The organism is Niveibacterium microcysteis (assembly GCF_017161445.1).
GTDB classification, from domain to species: domain Bacteria; phylum Pseudomonadota; class Gammaproteobacteria; order Burkholderiales; family Rhodocyclaceae; genus Niveibacterium; species Niveibacterium microcysteis.
In genome coordinates, this window is record NZ_CP071060.1 from 434,415 (window position 1) to 456,045 (window position 21,631).

The following is a 21,631-nucleotide window of genomic DNA, read 5'->3' on the forward strand; positions in this document are numbered from 1 at the left end:
CAGACCGGCTCTGCCGGACAGGAGATCAAGCATGCAGGCACAACAGTTCTTCGATTGCGTGAAGCCGACGGTCGCTCTGCTCAAAGCCCGGGGGCTGGATCAGCGGATCTACAGCGACGTGGTCGACGCCGCCGGCCACCAGTATGTCGACCTGGTGATGGAGGGCGGCGGCGTGCTGGGCGTTGCGCTGCTCGGCTACGTCTACATTCTGGAGCAGGCGGGGCTGCGCTTCTCCGGGCTTGGGGGCGCATCAGCCGGCTCGATCACTGCGCTGGCGCTCGCTGCCCTGGGCACGCCCGCCGAGGCGAAGAGCGAGCGCCTGACCGAGATCGTCGCCAACATGCCGATGGCGAGTTTCGTCGACGGCAAGGACGACGATGACGACGACGCGCCCGACTTCATCGACACCATGCTCAAGCGGCCGGGACTCGCGAAGGGCATCTGGAAGGCGATGCAGGTGGTCGACAACATGAACGAGATCCACGGGCTGAACCGCGGCGAACGCTTCCATGCCTGGATGCGCGACGTGGTGCTGGGCAAGGAGGTCGCCACCACGTCCGCGCTGCGGGCGCGCATGGGTACGACGCCGGCCGGATGGCGCCTGCGCGATGGCACGCGGCACCGTGCCTCGCAGCTCGACGGTGCGGATGCGCTGCCGCCGCTCGACCCGGCGAAGGACTATCTGTGTGTGGTGGCCGCGGACATCGCGACCGAAACGAAGGTCGAGTTCCCGCGCATGGCCGCGCTGTATTGGGCCGATGTCGGTGCGGTGAACCCGGCGGACTATGCACGCTGCTCGATGTCGATCCCGCTCTTCTTCAAGCCGGTGCGGGTGCCCTTGAGCCTGCGCGACGAGGGCCATCTGAAGCAGTGGGAAGACATGGGCGGGCTGGTGGCCGACGACAACATCGGCTTCCCGCCGCCGGAGGCGGTGTTCGTGGATGGCGGCGTGCTGTCCAACTTCCCGATCGATGTCTTCCATTCCACGCACAAGGTGCCGACGCGGCCGACCTTCGGCGTGAAGCTGCAATGGGATGAACGCGCCCACACCATCACTGGCGCGCTGAAGCTGATCACACAGACCTTCAACTCATCGCGCCACTGCCTGGACTACGAGTTCATCCGGAAGAACCCGGACTTCCGCCAACTGGTGGCCTACATCGATACGGCCGACCACGACTGGTTGAACTTCCAGCTCAGTGACGCGGCCAAGCTGGATCTGTTCGATCGCGGCGCGAAGACGGCGCTCGAATTCCTCGAAGGTTTTGACTGGGAACGCTACAAGGACACCCGCGCCAGCCTCATCGGCGCCTATCAGGAGGCCTGGCGGCCGAAGACGACACCCGTCTGACCGGCCAGGCTGCGAGCCGGATTCAGAGCCGCTGGATGGCTTCGCGAACCTTGTCCGGCTCGTCGAGCTTCATCAGCTTGCCGACTTTCACCGCCAGCTCGCCGGTGTGGGCACGCAGGATCTCTTGCTTGACCTCGAGGATCTGCGTCGGGTGCATCGAGAAGTCGCGCAGCCCCATGCCCAGCAGCAAGCGGGTGTTGGCCACGTCGCCGGCCATTTCGCCACACACGGAGACCGGGACGCCCGCCCGGTTACCGGCCTGGATCGTGCGATGGATCAGCATCAGCACAGCCGGGTGCCATGGGTCGTACAGGTGTGACACGGCCGCGTCGGTGCGGTCAATCGCCAGCGTGTATTGAATCAGGTCGTTGGTGCCGATCGAGAGGAAATCGAGCTTGCGCGTGAACAGCCCGACCGACAGCGCGGCGGCGGGAATCTCGATCATGCCGCCGATCGGTACGCCGTCGGCGAACTTCACTTTCTCGGCTCGCAGTTCGGCCTTCGCGCGTTCGATCATCGCAAGGCTTTGCGTGATTTCGTCGAGCGTCGCGAGCATCGGCAGCATGATCTGCAACTGCCCGAAGTGCGAGGCACGCAGCAGCGCGCGCAGCTGCGTCAGGAACATGCGCGGTTCAGCAAGGCAGTAGCGGATTGCGCGCAGGCCCAGCGCGGGGTTCTGATCGCCGTGCACCTCCATGCCGCGCAGCGCCTTGTCGGCACCGATGTCCAGCGTGCGGATCGTCACCGGCTTGCCTGGCAGGGCCTTGAGCACGCTGCGATAGGCTTCGAACTGTTCGTCCTCGTCTGGCAGCTCGTCGCGGCCCATGAAGAGGAACTCGGTGCGGAACAAGCCCACCCCGTCGGCTTCGACCTCGCGAACGCCTTGCATGTCGCGCGGGAGCTCGATGTTGCCCTTGATGAAGACGCGTTCGGTATCCAGCGTACGTGCGGTGGCGCTGGTAATCCGCTTGAGCTTGGAGCGTTCGAGTTCGAGCTGCCCCTGGCGGATGCGGTATTCCTCGAGCACCCGCTCGTCCGGCGCGACGATCACGACGCCACGCGTGCCGTCCACAATCAGCACATCGCCGTCGTTCACGGTGTGGCGCACATGCTGCAGGCCGACTACGGCCGGGATCGCCAGGCTGCGCGCGACGATCGCGGTGTGCGAGGTGGCGCCGCCGATGTCGGTCACGAAACCGGCGATCTTGGCGTCCTTGAAATGGATCGTGTCGGACGGTGACAGATCATGCGCGACGACGATCGTCGCGAAGCCATCACTTTGTTTCGGCGGCACGTAGCCGGGGTGGCCCAGCAGGCTCTTGACGAGGCGCTCGACCAGCTGCACGACGTCGGCCTTGCGCTCGCGCAGGTAGGCGTCCTCGATCGCGTCGAACTGCTCGACCAGCACTTCCATCTGCTGCACCAGCGCCCACTCCGCATTGCAGCGGCGGGTGCGGATATGCTCGCGGGCTTCCTCGATCAGCAGCGGGTCCTGCAGCAACATGCGCTGCAGGTCGACGAACACGGCGACTTCAGACGCCGCGGCGCTTTGCGTCTGGCGGAGCACGTCGAGTTCGGCGCCGACCGCGGCGATGGCATCGTCAAGCCGGGCCAGTTCCTTCGCGGTGGCCTTGGGCGACACCACATAGTGATGCACTTCCAGCAGCGCATGCGAGATCAGGTGGGCGTAGCCGATCGCGATCCCGTGCGAGACCGGCAGGCCATGCAGCGCAAAGGAGACCGATTCCGGCCGTGCCACCGTTTGCGGCATTACTCGGACTCGCCGAACCGGTTTGCCACGAGGGTGACCAACGCCTGCATGGCGGCGTCGGCGTCCGAGCCCTCGGTCTCGATGATCACCTTCGCCCCCTTGCCGGCGGCGAGCATCATGACGCCCATGATGCTCTTGGCGTTGACACGACGCCCATTGCGTTCGAGCCAAACCTCCGATTCATGCGCGCTCGCGACCTGCGTGAGCTTGGCCGACGCGCGCGCGTGCAAACCGAGCTTGTTGACGATCTCGACTTCAGTTCTTGGCATCCCGATCCACTTTCATATGGAGCACGCCATCACAACCCCCCGCAATCGCCTTGGTGATCACGGTGTGGATGTCGTTCTTTTCGCGGTAGGTGAGGATTCGCAGCAGCATCGGCAGGTTTGCGCCTGCCAGGCCTTCTACGACGCCGGGCTTGAGGAGCTTGAGGGCAATGTTGCTCGGCGTGGCCCCGTAGATGTCGGTGAGCACGATCACGCCATCGCCGCTGTCCACGGTCTGCATCAGCGCGCGTGCTGTTGGCAGCGCGTCGAGCGGGTCGTCCGCTGCCGATACGCCCAGTTGCGCGATCTGCGCCGGACGCCGGTTCAGCACATGGCAGGCGCACTGGATCAGTGACTCGCCGAGCGTGCCGTGGGTGACGAGGAATATTCCGAGCATGCCTGACTCCGGTCTGCAGGGCAGAGGGTAACTTGCGATTCTAAAGCACCCTGCCGGGCAAAGTGCTGCGTCGCGCCAATTACTCGACGACCTCGTCCGGCTTGCTGCCGTTGAGCCATTCGATGCGCCGCGCGAGTGCTTCGGTCACCTGGATGCGGCCCGCGGCATCCACACGCAGGCCCTGGTCGATGCCGTAGGCTGCAATGCGTTGGCGCCAGTGTGCGCCGTCAATGAAGGCCGGCTTGCTGGCTGCGTCGGACAGTGTGCCGGCACGCGGCCGCGCTGTGATCAGGATCGTGAGGCTGCGTGTCTCGGTCGCGGGGCTGCCGGTACGCGGATCGATTAGGTGGCAGAAGCGCTGGCCGTCACGCTCGAAGAAGCGCTGGTAATCGCCTGAGGTGCCGATCGCCTCGCCGTCTTTCAGCGGGAGCGCGGCAATCGCGCCGGCGCCGCGCGGATTCTGGATGCCGACTTTCCAAGGCTGCTCGCCCTTCGCGCCCAGGGCGAGCACGTTTCCGCCGATGTTGATCAGCGCGTTGGCGACGCCCTGGTCACGCAGGATGGTTGCAGCGCGATCCAAAGCCCAGCCCTTCGCATAGCCACCCAGATCGAGCTGCACCGCACGGTTGCGGCTGCTGACGCGGGTGCCATCGATCGTCAGATCTTCCATCGACGGGTGCGCAGCCACGGCCGCCCGCAGCGCCTCCGGATCGGGGGTGACGGGCTCGTACTGGTCGCGATGGAAACCCCAAAGGCCGATCAATTTGCCGATCGCCGGATCGAAGAGCTGCCCGCCCTGTGCCGCAAGGGTCTTGGCTTCGCTCAGCATGCCGGCCAGCTCCGACGACACCGTCGCCGTCTCGCCGCGGGCCAGCGCCTCGTTCAGTGCGGTCAGTTCCGACGGCTGCCAGCCATGGTAGGCCCGGTGCATACGGTCGAACTCGCGCAACACGGCTCCCACGGCCTCGCGCGCCTTGGCCTCGGGCACTCCCCAGGTCGTGATCTCAACCCGAGTGCCGAAGACGAAGGATTCTTCATGGTGGGCGGTGTAGCGAGCACAGGCACTCAAACCCGCGATCGCGAACAGGGAGAGAATGGCTGCAATGAGTCGTCGGGCGCGTTGCATCGGCGGCGTATTCTTGGTTCGGTGACGACCAGAATGTACCTTGCCTGAAAGCGCCCGGCATTGCGCTTGATTCAGAATTGGAGCACCGCAGCCCCCGCCGCCAAAGTCAGCGGACTTCGACTGAATAGTCTTGCAATGTAGTTGTCCCAGCCCCTGCGATGACCTCATTTCCAAGGTCGATCGACGATAGCCACTCGGCTCCGGTAATGACGCGGCGGGCTATCAGGTCGTCGAGAAATAGACGCACACTGACCTGATAAGGTGAGCTGGGCTTTTGCTTGGGCTGGTAGGTGACGAACTGCCACGGCCCGGGGCCCCATGTTGCAGTGATCTGGTACACATTCCAGTCGCGTCCGTCGATCGTTGTCTCGCCGATCTTGTCGCCAACTGGTGAGAAGTTGCCCCATTCGTCCAGCAGGATCATGAGCTCCGTATGGAGCGGTAGGTTGCTGGCGCCTGGTGCGAGAATGCTTGCCTTCGTGATCCAGATGTCGAAGGCGAAATTGCCGCCGCCGTTGTTCGAGTGTGTGACCTGTGCGCCGAAACGCGCGGTGACATCCTTGATCGTGTTGATGACCCGAGGCAGTGCCGCAGTTGTGGAGCTGGAGAACCAAGGGTTCTGTCCGAAAAAAAGCTCCGGAAACGCGTGTATCGACTCGTTGCTACTCAGTGGCCAATCCCAGCGCCAAGTTGGGCTTACGCTGCCGTCAGCGCCAGGTCTCATCGTCAGGCAACTTGTATAGTTGGTGACGGCCCCCTTGTTCCAGTTGTTGTTTACCAGCAAGTATGAGCCGAGACGGCCGTTGGCCTGGTCTTTGCAGAACTCCTGGCCGGAGAGATCTTGGGACTGCGGCACGCGTGGAGCCACAGATGGACTTGAGACGTTAAAGTCCGCAATCCCGTTCTGGTCGTTCGTTGTGCCTTCATCTCCGCCGCCACAGGCGCACAACATCAGCGCAAGGGCAAGGGCGGGAAGCAGGCGGATATGCGCGTTCATCCAACACCTCTTTGGTATAGGCAAACGCAAACATTAGCTCAGTGACGATGTTCTGAAAGGGAAAACGCCACAGTCGGATCAGTGTCGCGTCGTCAGGCCGCGGCGTTTTCAGGGCTCCAGCGCCTCTATCGCCTTCGTTGCCACCATACAGCCGGTCTGCGCCTCGATCTCGACCATGCAGGTCGGGCTGGTGACGTTGATCTCGGTGAGGTAATCGCCGATGACGTCGAGGCCCACGATCAGAAGTCCGCGTGCCCAGAGCACTGGCGCGAGTGTTTCGGCGATCTCGCGGTCACGTGGCGACAGTGCTTGCGCCACGCCGCGGCCGCCGGCGGCTAGGTTGCCGCGCGATTCGCCGGCCTTCGGGATGCGCGCAAGGCTGTAGGGCATGACTTCGCCGCCGATGATCAGTATCCGCTTGTCGCCCGCGCTGATGGCCGGGATGTAGCGTTGCGCCATGATGGTCTGGCTGCCAAGCTGGCCCAGCATCTCGATGATCGAGTTGCGATTCGGATCGTCGCGGCGTACGCGGAAGATGCCGCTGCCGCCCATGCCATCGAGCGGTTTGAGGATCACGTCGCCGAACTCTTCGATGAAGGCGTCGATGTCTTCCGTGGCGCGGGCGACCAGCGTGGGCGCGGTGAATTGCGAGAACTCGGTGATTGCGATCTTTTCCGAGTGGTCGCGCACCGCGCGCGGGTCGTTCCAGATCTTCGCGCCCTGCGCCTTGGCGCGTTCGAGCAGCCAGGTGGCGGTGATGTACTCGAAGTCGAAAGGCGGGTCCTGCCGCATCAACACCGCATCGAAGGCGCTCAGTGCGAAGTCGCCGGGCTCACCCGCCGTGTGCCAGTCGTGATTGTCGGCGGCCAGCGTGAGCGGCACTGCGCGCGCGCTGACGATGCCATCGCGCAGCCGCAGATCCTTGCGCAGGATCGCGAACACCTGGTGCCCGCGCGCCTGCGCCGCCCGCATCATCGCGATGCTCGAATCCTTGTAGGGTTTGAGTCCTTCGAGCGGATCGACGATGAAGGCGATTTTCATGCGAGTTCCAGTTCGGCCGGTGCGGTTTCTTCCAGCTCGACCGAGGCGGCGAGCAGCGCCAGCCGCGCGACCACGCCGTAGGCGTAGAAGCGGTTCGGTGCTGCGTCGGGGGCTTGTGCGCAGTCAGGTGTATTGCAGCAGGTTTCGAACGCGAGTGGCTCGAAGCGCATGCCCGGCGCGTTGAGGTTTTCGTCGATGCCGCGCTCGGTATTGACGCGGTAGAAGCCGCCAACGACGTACTTGTCGAGCATGTAGACGACCGGTTCGGCGACGCCGCCATTGACCTGTTCGACGGTATGCACGCCTTCCTGGATGATCACCTCGCTGACTTGCATGCCTTCCTTGATGACCGACATCTTGTTGCGCTGCTTGCGGTTGAGGCCGGTCACTTCCGACGCATCGCGCACGGTCATCACACCCATGCCGTAGGTGCCGGCATCGGCTTTGACGATCACGAAAGGCTGATCCTCGACGCCGTACTCGGCGTACTTTGCGCGGATCTTCGTCAGCGTGGCATCGACCTGCGCTGCCAGGCATTCCTCGCCCACACGCTCATGGAAGTCGATCTTCCCGCAGCGGCCGAAGTAGGGGTTGATCAGCCATGGATCGATCCTCAGCATCTTCGCGAACGACTCGGCAACGCGGTCGTAGGCGGCGAAGTGGATCGACTTGCGGCGGGTGGTCCAGCCCGCGTGCAGCGGCGGTATCACCCACTGCGAATCGAGATCCTTCAGGATTGTCGGCACGCCGGCCGAGAGGTCGTTGTTCAGCAGCACCGCGCAGGGGTCGAAGTCCTTCAGGCCCAGGCGATCACCTTTGCGTACCAGCGGTTCGAGCGTGAGCTTCTGGCCGTCCGGCAGATCGAGCGTGGTCGGTTCGGTGATGTCGGGCAGCAGGCTGCCGATACGCACCTTCAGGCCCGCGTGGCCGAGGATGTTCGCCAGCCGCGCCACGTTCATCAGGTAGAACTGGTTGCGCGTGTGGTTCTCGGGTACCAGCAGCAGCTTCGACGCGTCCGGGCAGATGCGCTCGACTGCCGATTGCGCGGCCTGCACGCATAGCGGCAGGAAGCTCTCATGCAGGTTGTTGAAGCCGCCCGGGAACAGGTTCATGTCCACCGGCGCGAGTTTGAAGCCGGCGTTGCGCAGATCGACCGACCCGTAGAAGGGCGGCATGTGATCGAGCCATTGTTGCCGCAGCCAGGCCTCGATGCTCGTGGCGTTATCGAGGAAGCAGCGTTCGAGTTCCAGAAGCGGTCCGGTCAGGGCCGTCGTCAGATGCGGGACCATTGGGGTGTCTCCTCGGTCGGGGCGCCAAGTTTAACCCCGACGAGGCGGCGCGGGTCGGCGCTCAGGCGCTGTCGGGGTTCCGTGCAAAAGCCGCAAACGCTGCCGGCAGGCGGGCGTTTTGCAGCGCGCGCTGGCCGAAGATGAAACGGCCGTCGCAGACGAAGCCTTGCTCCGCCCAGTCGACCGCGTTCAGCATCGCACACAGCACATTCAGCCCTACATCGGGGCGATGCGGGAAAAGCGCAAGTACCGCCCCGTCGAAATGGGGACTGTCGTGCAGGAAAAAAGGTTCCGCAACCCGGGTGCGGTGGTTGACGTAGATGCGCGGCGCGCTGCTTTGCGGATAGCCGCGTCCCCACTGCCACCAGTCCGCTTCGCCAAAGGGCTTGATGCGACGTGCGAGCAGCGCGGTCTTGTGCGGCAGCAAGGCCGGGTGGGGTGACTCGGGTTGCCAGATCATGCGGCGCGTCTCGCCGCTGGTGCGGGTGCGCGAGCAGACGAAATCGCGGGTGCCGTGCTGCGGGTCGGCGAAGATCGGGTCTGCGCCGGACACGGCACCGACGCGCACCGCAAACACCTCGGTCAGCGGTACCTCGTGGGCGTCGCGCACGAAGGCGAGCTGCCCGGCGTGTTCGACGAAGTCCCGCATCTCCCAGTCGCCGCGCGCGGCCGCGGCCAGCGCGTCGTCGAGCGTGCGGTGGTGGGCGGCGTCGATCAGCGCAGTGCGGCGCGAGAAATCGCCCTCGACAAAGCGCCAGATCAGGCAGTTGGGCAGCGCGCCATCGAAGCTCTTCTTGTCGCCCAGTTCGATCACATGCGTGATCGTGCCGCGTGCATGCAGCAGCCGGTTCAGCGGCCGTGCGCTGGTGGCTTTGAGGAAGTCGCGCGGGGTGATGAAGATCAGCTCACCGCCCGTGGCCAGGTGATCCAGGCATTTGGCGATGAAGAACAGGAACAGGTTGCTGCGGCGATCGAAGCCCAGCGCGTTGGGCAGCAGCGCACGGGTGCTGGCGGCGATGTCCTGGTGCCTGACGTACGGTGGGTTGCCGATGATGGTGTCGAACTTCTCATGTACCGGCAGCGCGAAGAAGTCGCCGACCAGGGCGCCCGGCGGGGCATGGCGCGGATCGAGTTCGATGCCGACCGCGCCTGGCAGATGGCGCAGGAAGGCACCGTTGCCGCAGGAGGGCTCCAGCACGCGTCCGTGGCGCTGCCGCAGCGCCAGCATCGCCTGCACGACCGATTCTGGCGTGAAGACTTGTCCGAGTTGCGCAACGTCGAAGTCGGGCAAATCGGGGCGGGTGGGCGCGGGGCTGCAGACGGTGTTCATCGGGGCGGCATTGTCCCACAAGCCGACCGGCTGCCCCGCGTGGGCTCACATCTTCTGGTCGTGGTCCATGCCGCCGTCCATGCTCACGGCGTCCGGCTTGATCTCGGCGTAGGCCACCACCTTGCCGCCGTATTGCTGTGCGAAGGCGTCGGCTGCGCCGCGTTCGGCAAAGCTCGCGAGCGTCGGGCCCATGCTGCCGTGGCGCTTGGAGCCCTGCACGTAGAAGGCGGCCTTCGCGTCGATCCACGCGTCCTGCGGCTTGTCCCAGTCGGTCTTCGCCATGTCCTGCACATAGGCACCCTTCATTGCGCGCTGCTGTTCGGGCTTGAGCAGGGTCGCGATGATCTCGCGCGTATCGCAGAAGAAGTCGTGCTGGCCGTCGGCCCACACGATCTGGCCCTTGGGGCCGGGGAAGTCGGCCAGCGTCATGCCGTCCAGCGAGCACGCGTCGCCACGCGCGATGGAAGCCGGCTTGTCGTCGACCGGTGCCTTGCTGCAGGCGGCCAGGGCTAGAAACAGGCCGAGGGTCAGGATGCGGAAACGGGGTTTCACTTGAATCTCCAGTAGGCAAGGGCCAGCGGTGCGGCGATCCAGCCGGCCATCACGCCGCCGAGCACCGCAGGGTTGGCGAGCGCGGGCGGGAAGACGGTGGCCAGGCCGTACAGCGCGCCGACCTGGTCGAGGCTGAACACGTTGAGGATGCGGAAGACGTCGGTCGGGTTGGCGAGCAGCAGCCAGGGCAGGGCGTCACCTGCGCCGCTGCCGCCCAGGGCGATGAGGCCGCCGAGCAACACCAGATCGAACACGATGACGAAGAGGAACCAGGCGCCGACCGCGTAGCCCGAGGCGCGCGCGCGGTCGCTTGCCAGTACCGACAGCAGTACCGCGATCGCGAGGAACACCAGCCCGAGCAGGATCGCCGACGCAACAAAGCCGGCGTAGTGGAACAACGCGTCGCCACCCGCGGTGAGGAAGGCCGCGCCGGCCAGCCCGAAGCCGAGCACCGTGGCCACCGTCAGCGTGGCGGCAAGCCCGACGAACTTGCCGACCAGCACCTCGCCGCGCGTCACCGGTAGCGCAAGCAGCAGTTCCATCGTGCCGCGCTCGCGTTCGCCGACGATCACGTCGAAGCCCAGCACCAGCGCGATCAGCGGGATCAGGTAGGTGACCAGCGAGACGAGGCTTGCGATCGTCACGTCGATGCCGCGAAAGCCGACCTGGCCTTCACTCGCGGCACCGAAGTAGGCAATTGCGAGCGCGAAGCCGGCGAACACCGTGGCGATCACCCACACCCAACGGTTCCGCACGCGGTCGCGGAATTCCTTGCCGGCGATCGCGGTGATCTGTTGCAGCACGATGTTCATGCGGCCTCCTGCGAGTGTTCGAGGAACACGGCTTCGAGCGAAGGCTCGACCAGCCGCAGGTCGCTGACGCCCGGCTCCGCCGCCAACTGAGCGATGCGCGCGAGCTTGTCGCCGCGATTCACGCTCAACGCCACATGGGCCGCGTCTTCCGCGCTAGCGCCCAGCGTTGCGATCAGTCGCTCGCGTGCTTCGGCCGTCACCCGAACGATCAGCCGCACCGGCAGCTCGGCCCGTTCGCGCAGTTCGGCGACGCTGCCCTGCGCCACGATGCGGCCTTCGCGCAGGATCGCCACCTCATCCACCCGCTGCTCGATCTCGGCGAGGATGTGCGAGGTCAGCACCACGGTTGCGCCTTCGGCCTTGAGCTCGGCGATGACGCGGTAAAAATCGTGGATCGCCTGCGGGTCCAGCCCGTTCGTGGGCTCGTCGAGAAACAGCAGTTTCGGTTTGCCCAGCAGCGCCTGCGCAAAACCGAGCCGTTGCCGCATCCCCTTCGAGTAACCGCGCACCTTGCGTGTCGCCGCATGGGCGAGGCCGACACGTTCCAGTGCCGCATCGCATTCGGCGCGCGCCGCGCCGCGCAGCTTGGCGTAGAAGCGCAGGGTTTCGAGGCCGCTCAGGTTGTCGTACAGCGCGACGTGTTCGGGCAGGTAGCCGATCTGCTGGCGCACTTCGCGGAAGCGCGCGCCGTCGCTGGGCTCGCCGAGCAGGCGCAGCGTTCCGGCGTCCGGCACGATCAACCCGAGCATCATGCGGAACAACGTGCTCTTGCCGGCGCCGTTGTGGCCGATCAGGCCGAAGGTGCGACCGGGTGCGACGGCAAGTGAGACGCCGCGCACGGCTTCCACTTCGCCGAAGCGCTTGGTGACGCCGGTGAGTTCAATGGCGGGCGCGTTCAAGCCAGTATCTCCATTCTGGGTGGCGGGGGCGCATCGCAGGCGAGGGTTCCACCACGGTGGGTGCGCGCAGCACCGGGAACTGCCGGGCGGCAAGGCGCAGGGTTTCGACCGCCGGGCTGTTGAGCAGTACGCGGGCCGCGGGGTAGCGCCACATCAGGCGGTCCACCAGGTCGGCGGCTTCGAAGGGTACGTCGCCGCGGCCATCGCCGTTGCGATCCCAGCCGAGGTAGCCGCTCCAGTGGTTGCCGGCTTTCGGCCCCCACACCTCGTCCTTCGCGCCAACGTAGCGCACGCCTTCGTGGTTGCCGATGAAGTCGTTGCCGTCGACCTGGTTGTGCCAGGAGCCGGCCGACAGGTGCACACCGACTTCGTTGCGCACCACGAGGTTGCCGGTCAGGGTGTTGTCCTGGGCGTCGTAGATGAAGAAGCCGCGGCCGTTGCCGGCGATGATGTTGCCGCTGACCTCGGCGCGCTGGATCGTGCGCAGCATGATGCCGTGATCGGTGTTGGCCCACGCGATGTTGTTGCGCACCACCTGGTCATGCACCTCCATCAGCGCGAGCCCGCCGCGGTTGTGGTGCACGAAGTTCTTCTCCCAGGTGTTGAAGTAGGAGTTCATGTAGTGCGTGCCGTAGCGGCTGTCGTGGATCTCGTTGCCGCGGAACAGCGCGTGGTGCGACACGTCGACATAGATGCCGTCGCGCGAGTAGCTGATGTGGTTGTCGAGGATCTTCGCGCCCTGCGTGTTGTAGAGCTGGATGCCGTTGCCGCGGTTGGGCGAGAGGTAGTCGCGCTTGCCGGCGATGCGGTTCTTTTCCACCACCACGTCGTTGGCCTTCTCGATCCACAGCCCGAACAGGTTGTAGGCGAGCTGGTTGTTGCGCACCACCGCGCGGTGCGCGCCCGGCTGGATGTAGATGCCAGCCTGCTGCTTCGCGAGGTCGTCACCCGAATCGCGCACCACGAAACCTTCGACGCGCACGTCGGGCGAGACGATGCGGATCACATCCCCCGACATGTCTCCGCTGATCGTTGGCATGTTCTCGCCAATCAGCGTGAGCGGCTTTTCGATCCGCAGGTGCTCGTGATACTGGCCGCGCGCCACGCGGATCGTGTCGCCCGGCTGGGCGCGCACGATCGCCGCCGCAATCGACTCGCCGGCCGCCACATGCAGTTCGGCGGCAGCGGCCGTGCCGGCAAGCAGCAGCGTGATCGACAGGAAGGCGATGCGAAGGGCGGAGCACATGCGCTTGAGCCTACGGAGCCTCGCCCCGCACTTCCTTGATCGGAATGAAGTAGCCGTCGCGCCCGATCGGGGTGAGCTTGAGGCCCGCCTTCTCGCGCCGCTTGCGCTCGGTCGCCAGGGGCGGGCAGGCGTGCGCGTCGTGGTAGTACACCATGCAGTCGAGGCATAGCAGGCACTCGCGCTGGTCGATCTTGCCGTCTGCCGCAATCGCCAGCGAGCCGCACTGCACAGCGCAGGCCTTGCACGGGCCGCATTCCTTTTTGCGGCGCAGGCCAAAGAGGCGGAAGCTGGTCGGAATCGCAAGCCCGGCGCCCAGCGGGCAGAGGTATTTGCAGAATGGGCGTTCGATGAACAACGAGAGCCCCAGCACGACCGTGAAGAACAACTGGAAGGGCCAGCTGCGGTTCCACGGGCCAACGAGGAAGGTTGTCTTGAAGGGTTCGACCTCGGCGAATTGCTCGGCCACCGTCATCGACCACAGCGACACCGCCATCAGCGCAAAGAACACGCCGTACTTCACCCACTTCAGCTTGTCGTGCAGCGGCTTCGGGACGTGGCGCTGGAAGCGCTTCAAACCCAGCTTGCCGGCGATCTTGTAGGCCAGCTCGGACAGCGAACCGAAGGGGCACAGCCAGCCGCAAAAGAGCCCGCGGCCCCATACGAACAGCGTGATGAAGATGAACCACCAGAAGACGAAGATGAAGGGGTCGGTGAGGAACAGCTCCCACTCCCAGCGCGAGATCAGGGAGTGGAACCAGGTCATCACATGCGTGATCGAGGGCTGCGCCATCAGCACGCCACCAATCCACACGATGCTGACCGTCCAGAACACATACTTGGGCCAGGCCACCCAGCGCTTGTCGCGGATCGTCGCGCGCGCAGTCAGCCAGTCGCGGCGTGAGTAGGTGAAGGCGACGATGGTGAGGAAGGCGACGAAGAAGACGATGCTGACCGCCTTGTCGCGCCAGATCTTCTTCCAAGGGGCCTCGGGTTCGCTCACTGCCGGGCGGCCACCTTCGAGCCAGGCATCCGGCAGCCACAGCTTGGTCTCGAAGTTGATGAACTGGCGCTGACCGGTCGACTTGTCCTGCTTGTTGGCGAGGTAGACGAAGCGGAACGGCCAGGCGGCGGAGAAGCTTGCATCGCGCAGGATGAAGATGCTCGATTCGCGGAAGTTCGGGTGGCCTTTCGCCTGCAGGGAATAGAGGTTCAGGTAGTCGAGATCGCGAAAGGTGTAGGTGTCCGCATCCTGCTTCACCTGAACGCGATCGAAGATGCCGCCGCGCACGAAGCCGGAGCCCTTGAAGGAGCCGGCGCCATCGCTGATCACCATCAGCGCGGTTTCATGCGGCTTGAGCCGCGTCATCAGCGCACGCCATTCGGTCGCACCCAGCACCGCACGGCCCAGCGTCGGGTGGTTCAGCACGCCGACCCACAAATCGAGGTAAGGCTGGCCGGTATCGGGCTCGCCCACGTCGGCCGGCTGCAGGGTCAGGCGCGATACGGCGCCGGCCTTCACCAGCGCGTCCCAGTCCGCGATGTCACCGACGTCCTTGTAACGCGCGCTCGGGCGCACTTCGCTCTTCAGGATGCCGACCTTGCGTGCCACCTGCTGCGCCGCGCGGGTGATGACCTGATTTTCGGCAACGACGGTCACCGTCGCGCCGGAAATTGCATCGAGCCCGACGGTCTGCTTGTCACCACTACCGACCTCGAAATGCTGCGCAACCGATTTGCCGAGGTACTGGCCGACGAAGGCGTCCAGCTTCGTTTCCGGAATTCCCAGCAGAAGAATCGGTTCGGAGTGCTTCAGCACATGGATGCCGGTGAAGCGCCCGGCAGTGTCCATGCCGATCAGCGTGATCACCGGCTTGCCGGAGTAGGCCGGGATGTCGACCAGATCGGTCGAGAGAAAGACGTAGCCGATCGCCTTGTCGCCCTTGTAGCCGGTCGCGAAGCGCGGCTGCCCATCGCGTGGCGAGAAGCGCTCGGCGCCGGGCAGCACCGCCTTGCAATCGGTGTAGGCGCAGAGATCCGGTGCGGTGAAGAGTTCGGGCGCGAGCTTGGCTTCATACGCCAGCGCCTGTACTGCCGTGGGCTGCAGGCACAAGAGCGCGGCGGCCAAGGCGATCGTTGCGCGAAGAAAACGGGTGAAACGGGGCATTGCCAGGCACTCCGGACCTTTGGTGCGGCAAAGTGTCGCAGTCCGGGGGCGGTCGCTTCCTTGTCGCGGGGCAAGAAACGGGATCCGCCCTGTTGCGCGCTGGTAGCGCGGTCCGCTGACTGGTGACGGTCGCGAATTAGAATGCCGTTCGCCGTTGCGCTGACTCGACGCTCAGGACTCTTCATGAACCGACTGCTTACCTGTCTCTCACTGTCTTTCCTCGCCATGCCGGCGACCGTGGCGGCGGGTGATTTCACGCAGCGCTTCTGCGCTGCCGACCCGCGTTACTACGTTGAGATGGCGCAGGCGGGGGATGTTGTGAGCCTCACGTACGGCCGGCCGGAGGGGACGGATGTGGCGCTGTACGCCCTGCAGACTGCTGGGCGTGTCGATGATCAACCGGTGCTGAAGATCCTCGGCGCCGAGGCCGATGCGAGCTTGCAGGACGCCATCGGATTCAGCCTGGCGCCAAAGGACGCGGCGAACGCGCCGGTCGAGGCCTTCATCGGAACGACGGCCGACGATTTGCTGTATTTCGAGTTGGGGCGCGACCGTGTGTATTACGGGGGGTCCGCGAAACAATGCGGCCGCTAGGTTTGTTGTGCCCGCGTGCTGCGCTGTGGCGCCACCTTGCCGGCGAAGCGCACGCATAGCCAGACGATGGGCGGAGCGACGATCGCGGAGGTGCTGAGGATGTCCGCCACGCTGTGATAACGCTGATAAAGCATCAGCGCGAAGTAGGCGAGCAGCGATGCCAGCCACACCGGGCGCCCGCGCGGCAACAGGGTGCACAGGATGGCGACCGCGGCAATCGCGACCGCACTGTGGGTGCTGTAGTCGAGGCCCACGGCGGGCCAGAGGCCCAAAGCCTTGTCGGCAAACATCAGGCTGTAGCAGACCACCAGTGTCGCCAGCCCGAACCCGATGCGCATGCCGGCGAGACGCCACTGCCGCTGTGCCAGCGGCGACAGCGCCAAGATCAGCCAAAGCCCCCCGAGCAAGGGCGTGTAGGCGTCGGCAATCGCATCGAGGGTTTCGTAGTCGGGCATCAGGTGAATCTTCCGCGCGGGAAGTGGCGGGGCAGGCGGTGCCCTGCGCGACGGATGCGCTCGCGGTGCGGCGTGGTGGACGGCAGCGCGGAGGCGTTCAGTTGATTGGTAGTGGATGCAAGCGTGCTCAGCTGAGCCTTCTGCGCACTACTTCCACTCATAGCCGGACTCGAGCGCGAAAGCGCTGAGTGCGTCATCGAGCAATCTGGCGGGTATCCCTTTGGCATTGAGCTCCGAAAGGCGCGCGTCCATGTCCTTGAGAAGGCCGATGCAGGCAGATCTGCGGCTGAAGCCGAAGTGGATGCTGCCGCTGCTGATGGGCGGATCGATGCTGACCACGCGCGCTCCGGCTTTGCCAGCGGCACTGCGCAGGTAGGCGCGCCCGAGGTAGTCGCCGGAGACGAAGTAGTCGATGCGACCGAGTTTGAGTTTGCGGAAGTTCTCGATCATCGTCGGCGCAGTGTCAACCTTCAGGTTGTCCCGCATGTATTCGTCGAAGCCGTTGCCGAAGGCGTCGCCCAGGCTCACTCCGCCCTGGTAGCTCTTCAGGGTTTGCCAGTCTGCGTACTTGATCGGGCTGGTCTCCGGCACGAACACCACGATCGGGTTGGCGAAGGCCGCCGTGCGCGTGAAACTCAGGTAGCGCTCGCGTTCAGGGGTGATGCGCAAACTCAGCAGGAGATCGATCTGGCCCGCTTCGGCCATGGCTTGCGAGCGTTTCCAGGGGAACATCATTGGCACCAGCGTGACGCCGGGCGGGGCCACCAGCTTGAGGAGCTCGACGCTGGCGCCGTTGTAGTCATCGCGCTCGCCGGGCCAACTGAAGGGTGGGTAGTTCGGGTTTGTTGCGTAGCGAAGCAGGGTACAGTCGGCGGCGGCCGGCATGGGGGGCAGCAGGAGCAGCGCTGCGGCGATCAGGACAAGAACTCTGCGCAGGAGGGTCATCGCACTTCAGGATGCTCGATGGAGGTAGCTGGTCGCCGCTACAACAGACGCTGCGGCGCCAGCCGGCATCGTATCCCTCAAGGCATGCCGGGTGGCGGGAATATTGTCCGCGCCGATCGCTCGACGCGGGCAGCGCCGCCTCGGGAATCAGCGGCCGAGCTCCTTCAGGTAAGCGGCGCGTGCGGCGACCGCGGTGTCGGTGAAGTCGGAGAACAGACCGTCGATGCCGAGCCGGTAGTACTGCAGGTACTCGGCCTGCGGATCGCCCTTGTAGTCAAAGGCAAGCCGCCGTTTCTCGTTGCGGAAGGTGTAGGCGTGCACCATCAGGCCGGCCTTGTGCGCATCGGCAATCAGCGTGGTCGGCGTCTGCGTGGTTGCATCGGCATAGTTGATCTTGCCGTCGCCGTTCATGTCCTTGACCGCGCCGTTCGCATCCAGCGTGCCCTTTACCGGCACGATGTAAGGCTTCCACGGGCCGATACCGTCGGCGTAGGTGGCGATCTCGGCGAGGCCGGCCGGCGTCACCATGTCCTTGAAGCCGCGCGGGTCGCCCGCCTTGGCCCAGTCGTAAGGCTTGTCGTAGGGCGCTGCATAGGTGAGCTGGCCGGTCTTCAGATCCACGTCGTCGGCGTCGATCAACTGGATCAGCTTGGTGTTGAGGCCGTTTTCCTTCATGTACTTGAGGCTGCCCGGCTCGAAGCTCTGCACATAGATCGGCGCCGTCTTGCTGTTCCATCCGGCGGCATTGATCATCGAGATCAGCGTGCCCTCCAGCGGCAGGCCCAGGTCGCGGTGGTAGCTCGGGTTCTTCGTCTCGGGGTACACCGCAATCGTGCGGCCGAGCTTGGCGCTCTGCGCTTTCGCGAGGTCAATGATCTCCTTGAAGGTCGCGATCTTGTAGAGGCCGTTGTACTGCTGGGGGCGCTCGGCGTCGGTCGAGATGCCGCCCAGCGTCTTGATTTCCGCCAGGGTGAAGTCGCTGGCGAACCAGCCGGTCTGCACTTCGCCATCGACCGTGGTGGTCTTCTTCCGATCGGCGAACTCCGGGTGACTGGCGACGTCGGTGCTGTAGGCGAGGTTGGGGTCGTGCCGCGCGATCAGTACGCCGTCCTTGGTCGACACCAGGTCGGGCTCGATCACGTCGGCGCCCATGTCGATCGCCATCTGGTAGGCCTCCAGCGTCTCCTCGGGCAGATAGCCGGAAGCGCCGCGGTGGGCGACGACGATCGGTTGCGTGCCGCCGAGGGTGCGGAAGGCTTGCGGTGTCGGCGTGATGGCCGGCGAACTGTCGTCGCCACCACAGCCGCCAAGCGTGAGCATGCCCGCGATGGCGAGGGAAATGGCGAGGGTTTGATGGCGGGGGCGGTGCGAGGTGTGGGTGTGCATCGAAGGATCCTGTGGTCGGGTGGATCGCCCGAGCCTATGCAGTGCCGATGACGCGACCGTGAGCCTTTGATGGCAAACGCATGACAGGCCGCGTGGCGAGCGAGCGGCAGCGCCAACATCTGACGCGTACCCGGCTGCACAGGGGATAATCGCGCCTCGCGCTGCCACCGGACCTGCCCGTAGAACGATGACTTCCGAATTCGACTTGATCGCCCGCCACTTCACCCGCCCCACGCGGCATACCGTGCTGGGGGTGGGCGACGACTGCGCGATCGTGCAGCCGTCGGCTCGGCACGCACTGGTGGTGACGACCGACATGCTGGTTGCCGGCACGCATTTCCTGCCGGATACCGACGCCGAACGGTTGGGCTGGAAGACCGCGGCGGTGAACATTTCCGACCTCGCCGCGATGGGCGCGCAGCCGCGTTGGATCACGCTCGCCTTGTCGCTGCCCGCGGTCGACGAGCATTGGATCGCAGCGCTGGCGCGCGGCTTTGCCGAGTGCAGCGAGGCCTACGGCGTCGACTGGATCGGCGGCGACACGACCCGCGGCCCCTTGAACCTGTGCGCGACCGCGTTCGGTGAGGTCGAGGTGGGCGGTGCAATCCGCCGCAGTGGCGCCCACGCGGGCGACGACATCTGGGTTTCCGGCTGGCCGGGCTTGGCCGCGCTGGGCCTGCGCCATCTGCTCGACGGCACGCCGCTCGACGCCGACTGGCGCGACACCTGTGTCGAGGCGCTCGAACGGCCTCAGCCTCGCGTGGCGCTCGGTCTGGCGCTGCGTGGTGTGGCGAGGGCGATGCTGGATGTGTCGGACGGGCTTGCCGGCGACCTGGCGCACATCCTCGAACGTTCGGCCTGCGGCGCGGTGCTCGACGAGGCAGCGCTGCCGCTGGCGCACGCGCAGGCGGCCTGTGGCGATGCCGCGCTGGCGCAGCGCTGTGTGCTGGCCGGCGGCGACGACTACGAACTGCTTTTCTGCGCCGCACCGGACAAACGCGACGCGATTACGGCCATCTCAAAACAGCTTGATCTGCCGCTGAGCCGTATCGGCACCTGCGTGGCCCCACCCGGCCTGCAACTGCGGCAGCGCGATGGCGCGATCGTGGCACTACCCCCGCGCGGTTTCGATCACTTCGCATGAACCGCCCTGCACTGACGCTGATCGGCACTGCCATGTGCTGGGCCGCAATCTGGTGGCCCTTCCGCTGGTTGCTGGAGCGCGGCCTCAGCAGCGCACAGGCCAACACCTTGGCGTTCGCCTTCGGCGCTGTTGGCGCGCTGATCTGGTCGCGCGGGCGCCTGCCAGCTTTCCTGCGCGATCCGCGGCTGCTCGTGATGGCGCTTGCCTCGGCGATCTGCAACCTCGGCTATAACGCGGCCGCGACCCATGCACCGGTGATGAAAGTGGTGCTGCTGCTCTACACCGCACCGCTATGGACGGTGCCGCTCGCATGGTGGCTCTTGCACGAGCGTCCCGGTCTGCGCGGCTACGTTGCGCTGGCGCTGTGCAGCAGTGGCGCGCTGCTCATGCTGTGGCATCCCGCGCTGGGCTATCCATGGCCCGCCACGCCGTGGGAATGGGTGGCGCTGCTCGCCGGGCTCAGCCTCGCGGTCTACAACGTGCTGATCCGCGCGCTGCCCCATGGCGACGAGCGGCCGCGCGTGGCGCTGATCTTTCTTGTCGAGCTGGTGCTGGCAGCGGGCTGGCTGCTCGCCGAGGGCGAAATGCCGGCCTCGGATGCGGCGCCGCTTGGCATGGCGGCCTTCGTCGGCCTTGCGATGCTCGGCATCATCGTGGCGATGCAGTGGGGTTTGCAGCGCCTGCCCGCCAACCTGGCGGCGATGCTGATGAGTACCGAGCTGGTGTTCGCCGCGCTGTTCTCCTGGTGGTGGGCCGGCGAGGCGATGGGCGTTCGCGAAATCGCTGGCGCACTGCTGGTCGCAAGTGCTGCGCTGGTGTCCGCCTGGCAGCCGGCGCCCGCAGCCGTCAGCGATGCGGCCTGATAGGATCGCGCCATGAGCATCCGCCCCACAGTCCGTTTCCTGTTTGCGCATCCGGCGCACTTTCTCGCGCTGGGCTTCGGGTCCGGCCTTGCCCCGAAGGCGCCCGGTACCTTCGGCACGCTTGCCGCATGGGCGCTGTATCCGATGCTGCGCGGGCTGTTCCACACCGAATGGAGCTTCCTGCTGTTTCTCGCTTGGTGCTTCGTGCTGGGGGCGTTTGCGATTGAAGTGACCGGCCGCAAGCTGGGTGAGATCGACCACGGTGGCATCGTGTGGGACGAGTTCGTTGCGATGTGGCTGGTGCTGTTCTTCACCCCGGCGGGCCTGTTGTGGCAGCTGCTGGCCTTCGTCCTGTTTCGCGGCTTTGACATCGTCAAGCCGCCGCCGATCCGCCAGTGCGACGCGCGCTTCAAGCACGGCCTCGGCGTAATGTTCGACGATCTGCTGGCGGCCGGTTATGCGCTACTGGTGCTGGCGATTCTGAAAAGGCTGATCGGCTGATGGAACACGAGCTCGAACGACTCTCGCAGGACGCCGGCGACTGGCTCGCCTCCCGCGGACACACGCTTGCAACCGCCGAGTCCTGCACCGGCGGGTGGATCGCAGAAGTGATCACCGCAACCTCGGGCAGCTCTGCATGGTTCGATCGCGGCTGGGTCACCTATTCCAACGACGCCAAGCAGGAGATGCTCGGCGTGCGTGCCGCGACGCTCGCCGAACACGGCGCCGTAAGCGAAGCGGTGGTGCGCGAGATGGCCGAAGGCGCGCTTGCCCGCTCGAACGCGAGTCACGCGATCGCGGTCTCCGGTGTCGCCGGCCCGACCGGCGGTTCGCCCGAGAAGCCAGTCGGCACCGTCTGGATCGCCTGGGCGAGTCGCGCAGGCATGACCCTTGCAGAACTGCACCGCTTCGACGGATCGCGCGAAGCGGTACGCCGCCAGACCGTGACGCGCGCGCTCGAGGCGCTGCCTCAGCTCCCATTGACCCGCACCTGAACCGACAC

General features: G+C 65.6%; 22 protein-coding genes. 6 read left to right on the forward strand and 16 right to left on the reverse strand.

The annotated features are described in order from the left end of the window. Window positions 1-31 precede the first annotated feature (31 nt). The gene (locus tag JY500_RS01975) at window positions 32-1,351 is read left to right on the forward strand and encodes a patatin-like phospholipase family protein (protein ID WP_206254891.1); all 1,320 of its coding nucleotides are present in this window, start codon (window positions 32-34) and stop codon (window positions 1,349-1,351) included. A 22-nt stretch (window positions 1,352-1,373) separates the two neighbouring features. Here JY500_RS01975 and ptsP read toward each other — a convergent pair whose 3' ends face one another. The 13 genes from ptsP to JY500_RS02040 form a co-directional block, all read right to left on the reverse strand. Further along, the gene (ptsP, locus tag JY500_RS01980; protein ID WP_206254892.1) at window positions 1,374-3,122 is read right to left on the reverse strand and encodes a phosphoenolpyruvate--protein phosphotransferase; all 1,749 of its coding nucleotides are present in this window, start codon (window positions 3,120-3,122) and stop codon (window positions 1,374-1,376) included. Continuing rightward, the gene (locus tag JY500_RS01985) at window positions 3,122-3,391 is read right to left on the reverse strand and encodes an HPr family phosphocarrier protein (RefSeq protein ID WP_206254893.1); all 270 of its coding nucleotides are present in this window, start codon (window positions 3,389-3,391) and stop codon (window positions 3,122-3,124) included. The genes ptsP and JY500_RS01985 overlap by 1 nt, the downstream gene beginning before the upstream one ends. Then, window positions 3,378-3,785 (reverse strand): PTS sugar transporter subunit IIA, encoded by a 408-nt coding sequence (locus JY500_RS01990; RefSeq protein WP_172201380.1) that lies wholly within the window; start codon window positions 3,783-3,785, stop codon window positions 3,378-3,380. Before JY500_RS01990 ends, JY500_RS01985 begins: the two co-directional genes overlap by 14 nt. A 79-nt stretch (window positions 3,786-3,864) precedes the next feature. Further along, window positions 3,865-4,911, reverse strand: a complete 1,047-nt coding sequence (locus tag JY500_RS01995; protein WP_206254894.1) for an FAD:protein FMN transferase — start codon at window positions 4,909-4,911, stop codon at window positions 3,865-3,867. A 106-nt stretch (window positions 4,912-5,017) separates the two neighbouring features. Next, window positions 5,018-5,908 carry a GH12 family glycosyl hydrolase domain-containing protein gene (locus JY500_RS02000; RefSeq protein ID WP_206254895.1) on the reverse strand — a complete coding sequence of 297 codons (891 nt, stop codon included), beginning with the start codon at window positions 5,906-5,908 and terminating at the stop codon, window positions 5,018-5,020. A 108-nt stretch (window positions 5,909-6,016) separates the two neighbouring features. Next, window positions 6,017-6,949, reverse strand: coding sequence for a glutathione synthase (gshB, locus tag JY500_RS02005; protein WP_206254896.1), 933 nt, complete (start codon window positions 6,947-6,949; stop codon window positions 6,017-6,019). Further along, window positions 6,946-8,238 carry a glutamate--cysteine ligase gene (gene gshA, locus JY500_RS02010; protein WP_206254897.1) on the reverse strand — a complete coding sequence of 431 codons (1,293 nt, stop codon included), beginning with the start codon at window positions 8,236-8,238 and terminating at the stop codon, window positions 6,946-6,948. The genes gshB and gshA overlap by 4 nt, the downstream gene beginning before the upstream one ends. 61 nt (window positions 8,239-8,299) lie before the next feature. Further along, a complete protein-coding gene (locus JY500_RS02015) occupies window positions 8,300-9,568 on the reverse strand; it encodes an Eco57I restriction-modification methylase domain-containing protein (protein ID WP_206254898.1) in 1,269 nt (422 codons plus the stop codon). A 45-nt stretch (window positions 9,569-9,613) separates the two neighbouring features. After that, entirely contained in the window at window positions 9,614-10,120 is a 507-nt protein-coding gene (locus JY500_RS02020) for a nitrous oxide reductase accessory protein NosL (RefSeq protein ID WP_246479747.1), read from the reverse strand. Next, window positions 10,117-10,932 (reverse strand): ABC transporter permease, encoded by an 816-nt coding sequence (locus tag JY500_RS02025; RefSeq protein ID WP_246479748.1) that lies wholly within the window; start codon window positions 10,930-10,932, stop codon window positions 10,117-10,119. The genes JY500_RS02020 and JY500_RS02025 overlap by 4 nt, the downstream gene beginning before the upstream one ends. Next, window positions 10,929-11,831 carry an ABC transporter ATP-binding protein gene (locus tag JY500_RS02030; protein WP_206254899.1) on the reverse strand — a complete coding sequence of 301 codons (903 nt, stop codon included), beginning with the start codon at window positions 11,829-11,831 and terminating at the stop codon, window positions 10,929-10,931. Before JY500_RS02030 ends, JY500_RS02025 begins: the two co-directional genes overlap by 4 nt. Then, window positions 11,812-13,077 carry a nitrous oxide reductase family maturation protein NosD gene (locus tag JY500_RS02035; protein ID WP_206254900.1) on the reverse strand — a complete coding sequence of 422 codons (1,266 nt, stop codon included), beginning with the start codon at window positions 13,075-13,077 and terminating at the stop codon, window positions 11,812-11,814. Before JY500_RS02035 ends, JY500_RS02030 begins: the two co-directional genes overlap by 20 nt. Before the next feature lie 10 nt (window positions 13,078-13,087). Beyond that, window positions 13,088-15,241, reverse strand: coding sequence for a 4Fe-4S binding protein (locus JY500_RS02040; protein WP_206254901.1), 2,154 nt, complete (start codon window positions 15,239-15,241; stop codon window positions 13,088-13,090). 183 nt (window positions 15,242-15,424) lie between these two features. Between JY500_RS02040 and JY500_RS02045 the strand changes: the two genes are divergently transcribed. After that, a complete protein-coding gene (locus JY500_RS02045) occupies window positions 15,425-15,835 on the forward strand; it encodes a hypothetical protein (protein WP_206254902.1) in 411 nt (136 codons plus the stop codon). On the opposite strand, the gene JY500_RS02050 is transcribed toward JY500_RS02045, so the two are convergent. The 3 genes from JY500_RS02050 to JY500_RS02060 all read right to left on the reverse strand — a co-directional run bounded on the left by JY500_RS02050 (window position 15,832) and on the right by JY500_RS02060 (window position 18,621). Further along, complete coding sequence (locus JY500_RS02050; RefSeq protein WP_206254903.1) at window positions 15,832-16,290, reverse strand: hypothetical protein; 459 nt, start codon at window positions 16,288-16,290, stop codon at window positions 15,832-15,834. The genes JY500_RS02045 and JY500_RS02050 overlap by 4 nt on opposite strands. Window positions 16,291-16,437: 147 nt before the next feature. Continuing rightward, window positions 16,438-17,235 carry a substrate-binding periplasmic protein gene (locus tag JY500_RS02055; RefSeq protein WP_206254904.1) on the reverse strand — a complete coding sequence of 266 codons (798 nt, stop codon included), beginning with the start codon at window positions 17,233-17,235 and terminating at the stop codon, window positions 16,438-16,440. Window positions 17,236-17,382: 147 nt separating this feature from the next. Next, on the reverse strand, window positions 17,383-18,621 hold the full coding sequence (locus JY500_RS02060; RefSeq protein ID WP_206254905.1) for a glycerophosphodiester phosphodiesterase: 1,239 nt from the start codon (window positions 18,619-18,621) through the stop codon (window positions 17,383-17,385). 187 nt (window positions 18,622-18,808) lie between these two features. On the opposite strand from JY500_RS02060, the gene thiL reads away from it, so the two are divergent. The 4 genes from thiL to pncC are packed head-to-tail and all read left to right on the forward strand — an operon-like array spanning window position 18,809 to window position 21,623. Then, window positions 18,809-19,765 (forward strand): thiamine-phosphate kinase, encoded by a 957-nt coding sequence (gene thiL, locus JY500_RS02065; protein ID WP_206254906.1) that lies wholly within the window; start codon window positions 18,809-18,811, stop codon window positions 19,763-19,765. Next, window positions 19,762-20,628, forward strand: a complete 867-nt coding sequence (locus tag JY500_RS02070) for a DMT family transporter (RefSeq protein WP_206254907.1) — start codon at window positions 19,762-19,764, stop codon at window positions 20,626-20,628. The genes thiL and JY500_RS02070 overlap by 4 nt, the downstream gene beginning before the upstream one ends. An 18-nt stretch (window positions 20,629-20,646) precedes the next feature. After that, window positions 20,647-21,129 carry a phosphatidylglycerophosphatase A family protein gene (locus tag JY500_RS02075; RefSeq protein WP_172202612.1) on the forward strand — a complete coding sequence of 161 codons (483 nt, stop codon included), beginning with the start codon at window positions 20,647-20,649 and terminating at the stop codon, window positions 21,127-21,129. After that, window positions 21,126-21,623 carry a nicotinamide-nucleotide amidase gene (gene pncC, locus JY500_RS02080; RefSeq protein ID WP_206256386.1) on the forward strand — a complete coding sequence of 166 codons (498 nt, stop codon included), beginning with the start codon at window positions 21,126-21,128 and terminating at the stop codon, window positions 21,621-21,623. The genes JY500_RS02075 and pncC overlap by 4 nt, the downstream gene beginning before the upstream one ends. The last annotated feature ends 8 nt before the right edge of the window (window positions 21,624-21,631 follow it).

Coding starts and splice junctions, on each gene's coding strand:
- JY500_RS01975 (WP_206254891.1), top strand. CDS start 32: ATGCAGGCACAACAGTTCTTCGATTGCGTGAAGCCGACGGTCGCTCTG.
- ptsP (WP_206254892.1), bottom strand. CDS start 3,122: ATGCCGCAAACGGTGGCACGGCCGGAATCGGTCTCCTTTGCGCTGCAT.
- JY500_RS01985 (WP_206254893.1), bottom strand. CDS start 3,391: ATGCCAAGAACTGAAGTCGAGATCGTCAACAAGCTCGGTTTGCACGCG.
- JY500_RS01990 (WP_172201380.1), bottom strand. CDS start 3,785: ATGCTCGGAATATTCCTCGTCACCCACGGCACGCTCGGCGAGTCACTG.
- JY500_RS01995 (WP_206254894.1), bottom strand. CDS start 4,911: ATGCAACGCGCCCGACGACTCATTGCAGCCATTCTCTCCCTGTTCGCG.
- JY500_RS02000 (WP_206254895.1), bottom strand. CDS start 5,908: ATGAACGCGCATATCCGCCTGCTTCCCGCCCTTGCCCTTGCGCTGATG.
- gshB (WP_206254896.1), bottom strand. CDS start 6,949: ATGAAAATCGCCTTCATCGTCGATCCGCTCGAAGGACTCAAACCCTAC.
- gshA (WP_206254897.1), bottom strand. CDS start 8,238: ATGGTCCCGCATCTGACGACGGCCCTGACCGGACCGCTTCTGGAACTC.
- JY500_RS02015 (WP_206254898.1), bottom strand. CDS start 9,568: ATGAACACCGTCTGCAGCCCCGCGCCCACCCGCCCCGATTTGCCCGAC.
- JY500_RS02025 (WP_246479748.1), bottom strand. CDS start 10,932: ATGAACATCGTGCTGCAACAGATCACCGCGATCGCCGGCAAGGAATTC.
- JY500_RS02035 (WP_206254900.1), bottom strand. CDS start 13,077: ATGTGCTCCGCCCTTCGCATCGCCTTCCTGTCGATCACGCTGCTGCTT.
- JY500_RS02040 (WP_206254901.1), bottom strand. CDS start 15,241: ATGCCCCGTTTCACCCGTTTTCTTCGCGCAACGATCGCCTTGGCCGCC.
- JY500_RS02045 (WP_206254902.1), top strand. CDS start 15,425: ATGAACCGACTGCTTACCTGTCTCTCACTGTCTTTCCTCGCCATGCCG.
- JY500_RS02050 (WP_206254903.1), bottom strand. CDS start 16,290: ATGCCCGACTACGAAACCCTCGATGCGATTGCCGACGCCTACACGCCC.
- JY500_RS02055 (WP_206254904.1), bottom strand. CDS start 17,235: ATGACCCTCCTGCGCAGAGTTCTTGTCCTGATCGCCGCAGCGCTGCTC.
- JY500_RS02060 (WP_206254905.1), bottom strand. CDS start 18,621: ATGCACACCCACACCTCGCACCGCCCCCGCCATCAAACCCTCGCCATT.
- thiL (WP_206254906.1), top strand. CDS start 18,809: ATGACTTCCGAATTCGACTTGATCGCCCGCCACTTCACCCGCCCCACG.
- JY500_RS02070 (WP_206254907.1), top strand. CDS start 19,762: ATGAACCGCCCTGCACTGACGCTGATCGGCACTGCCATGTGCTGGGCC.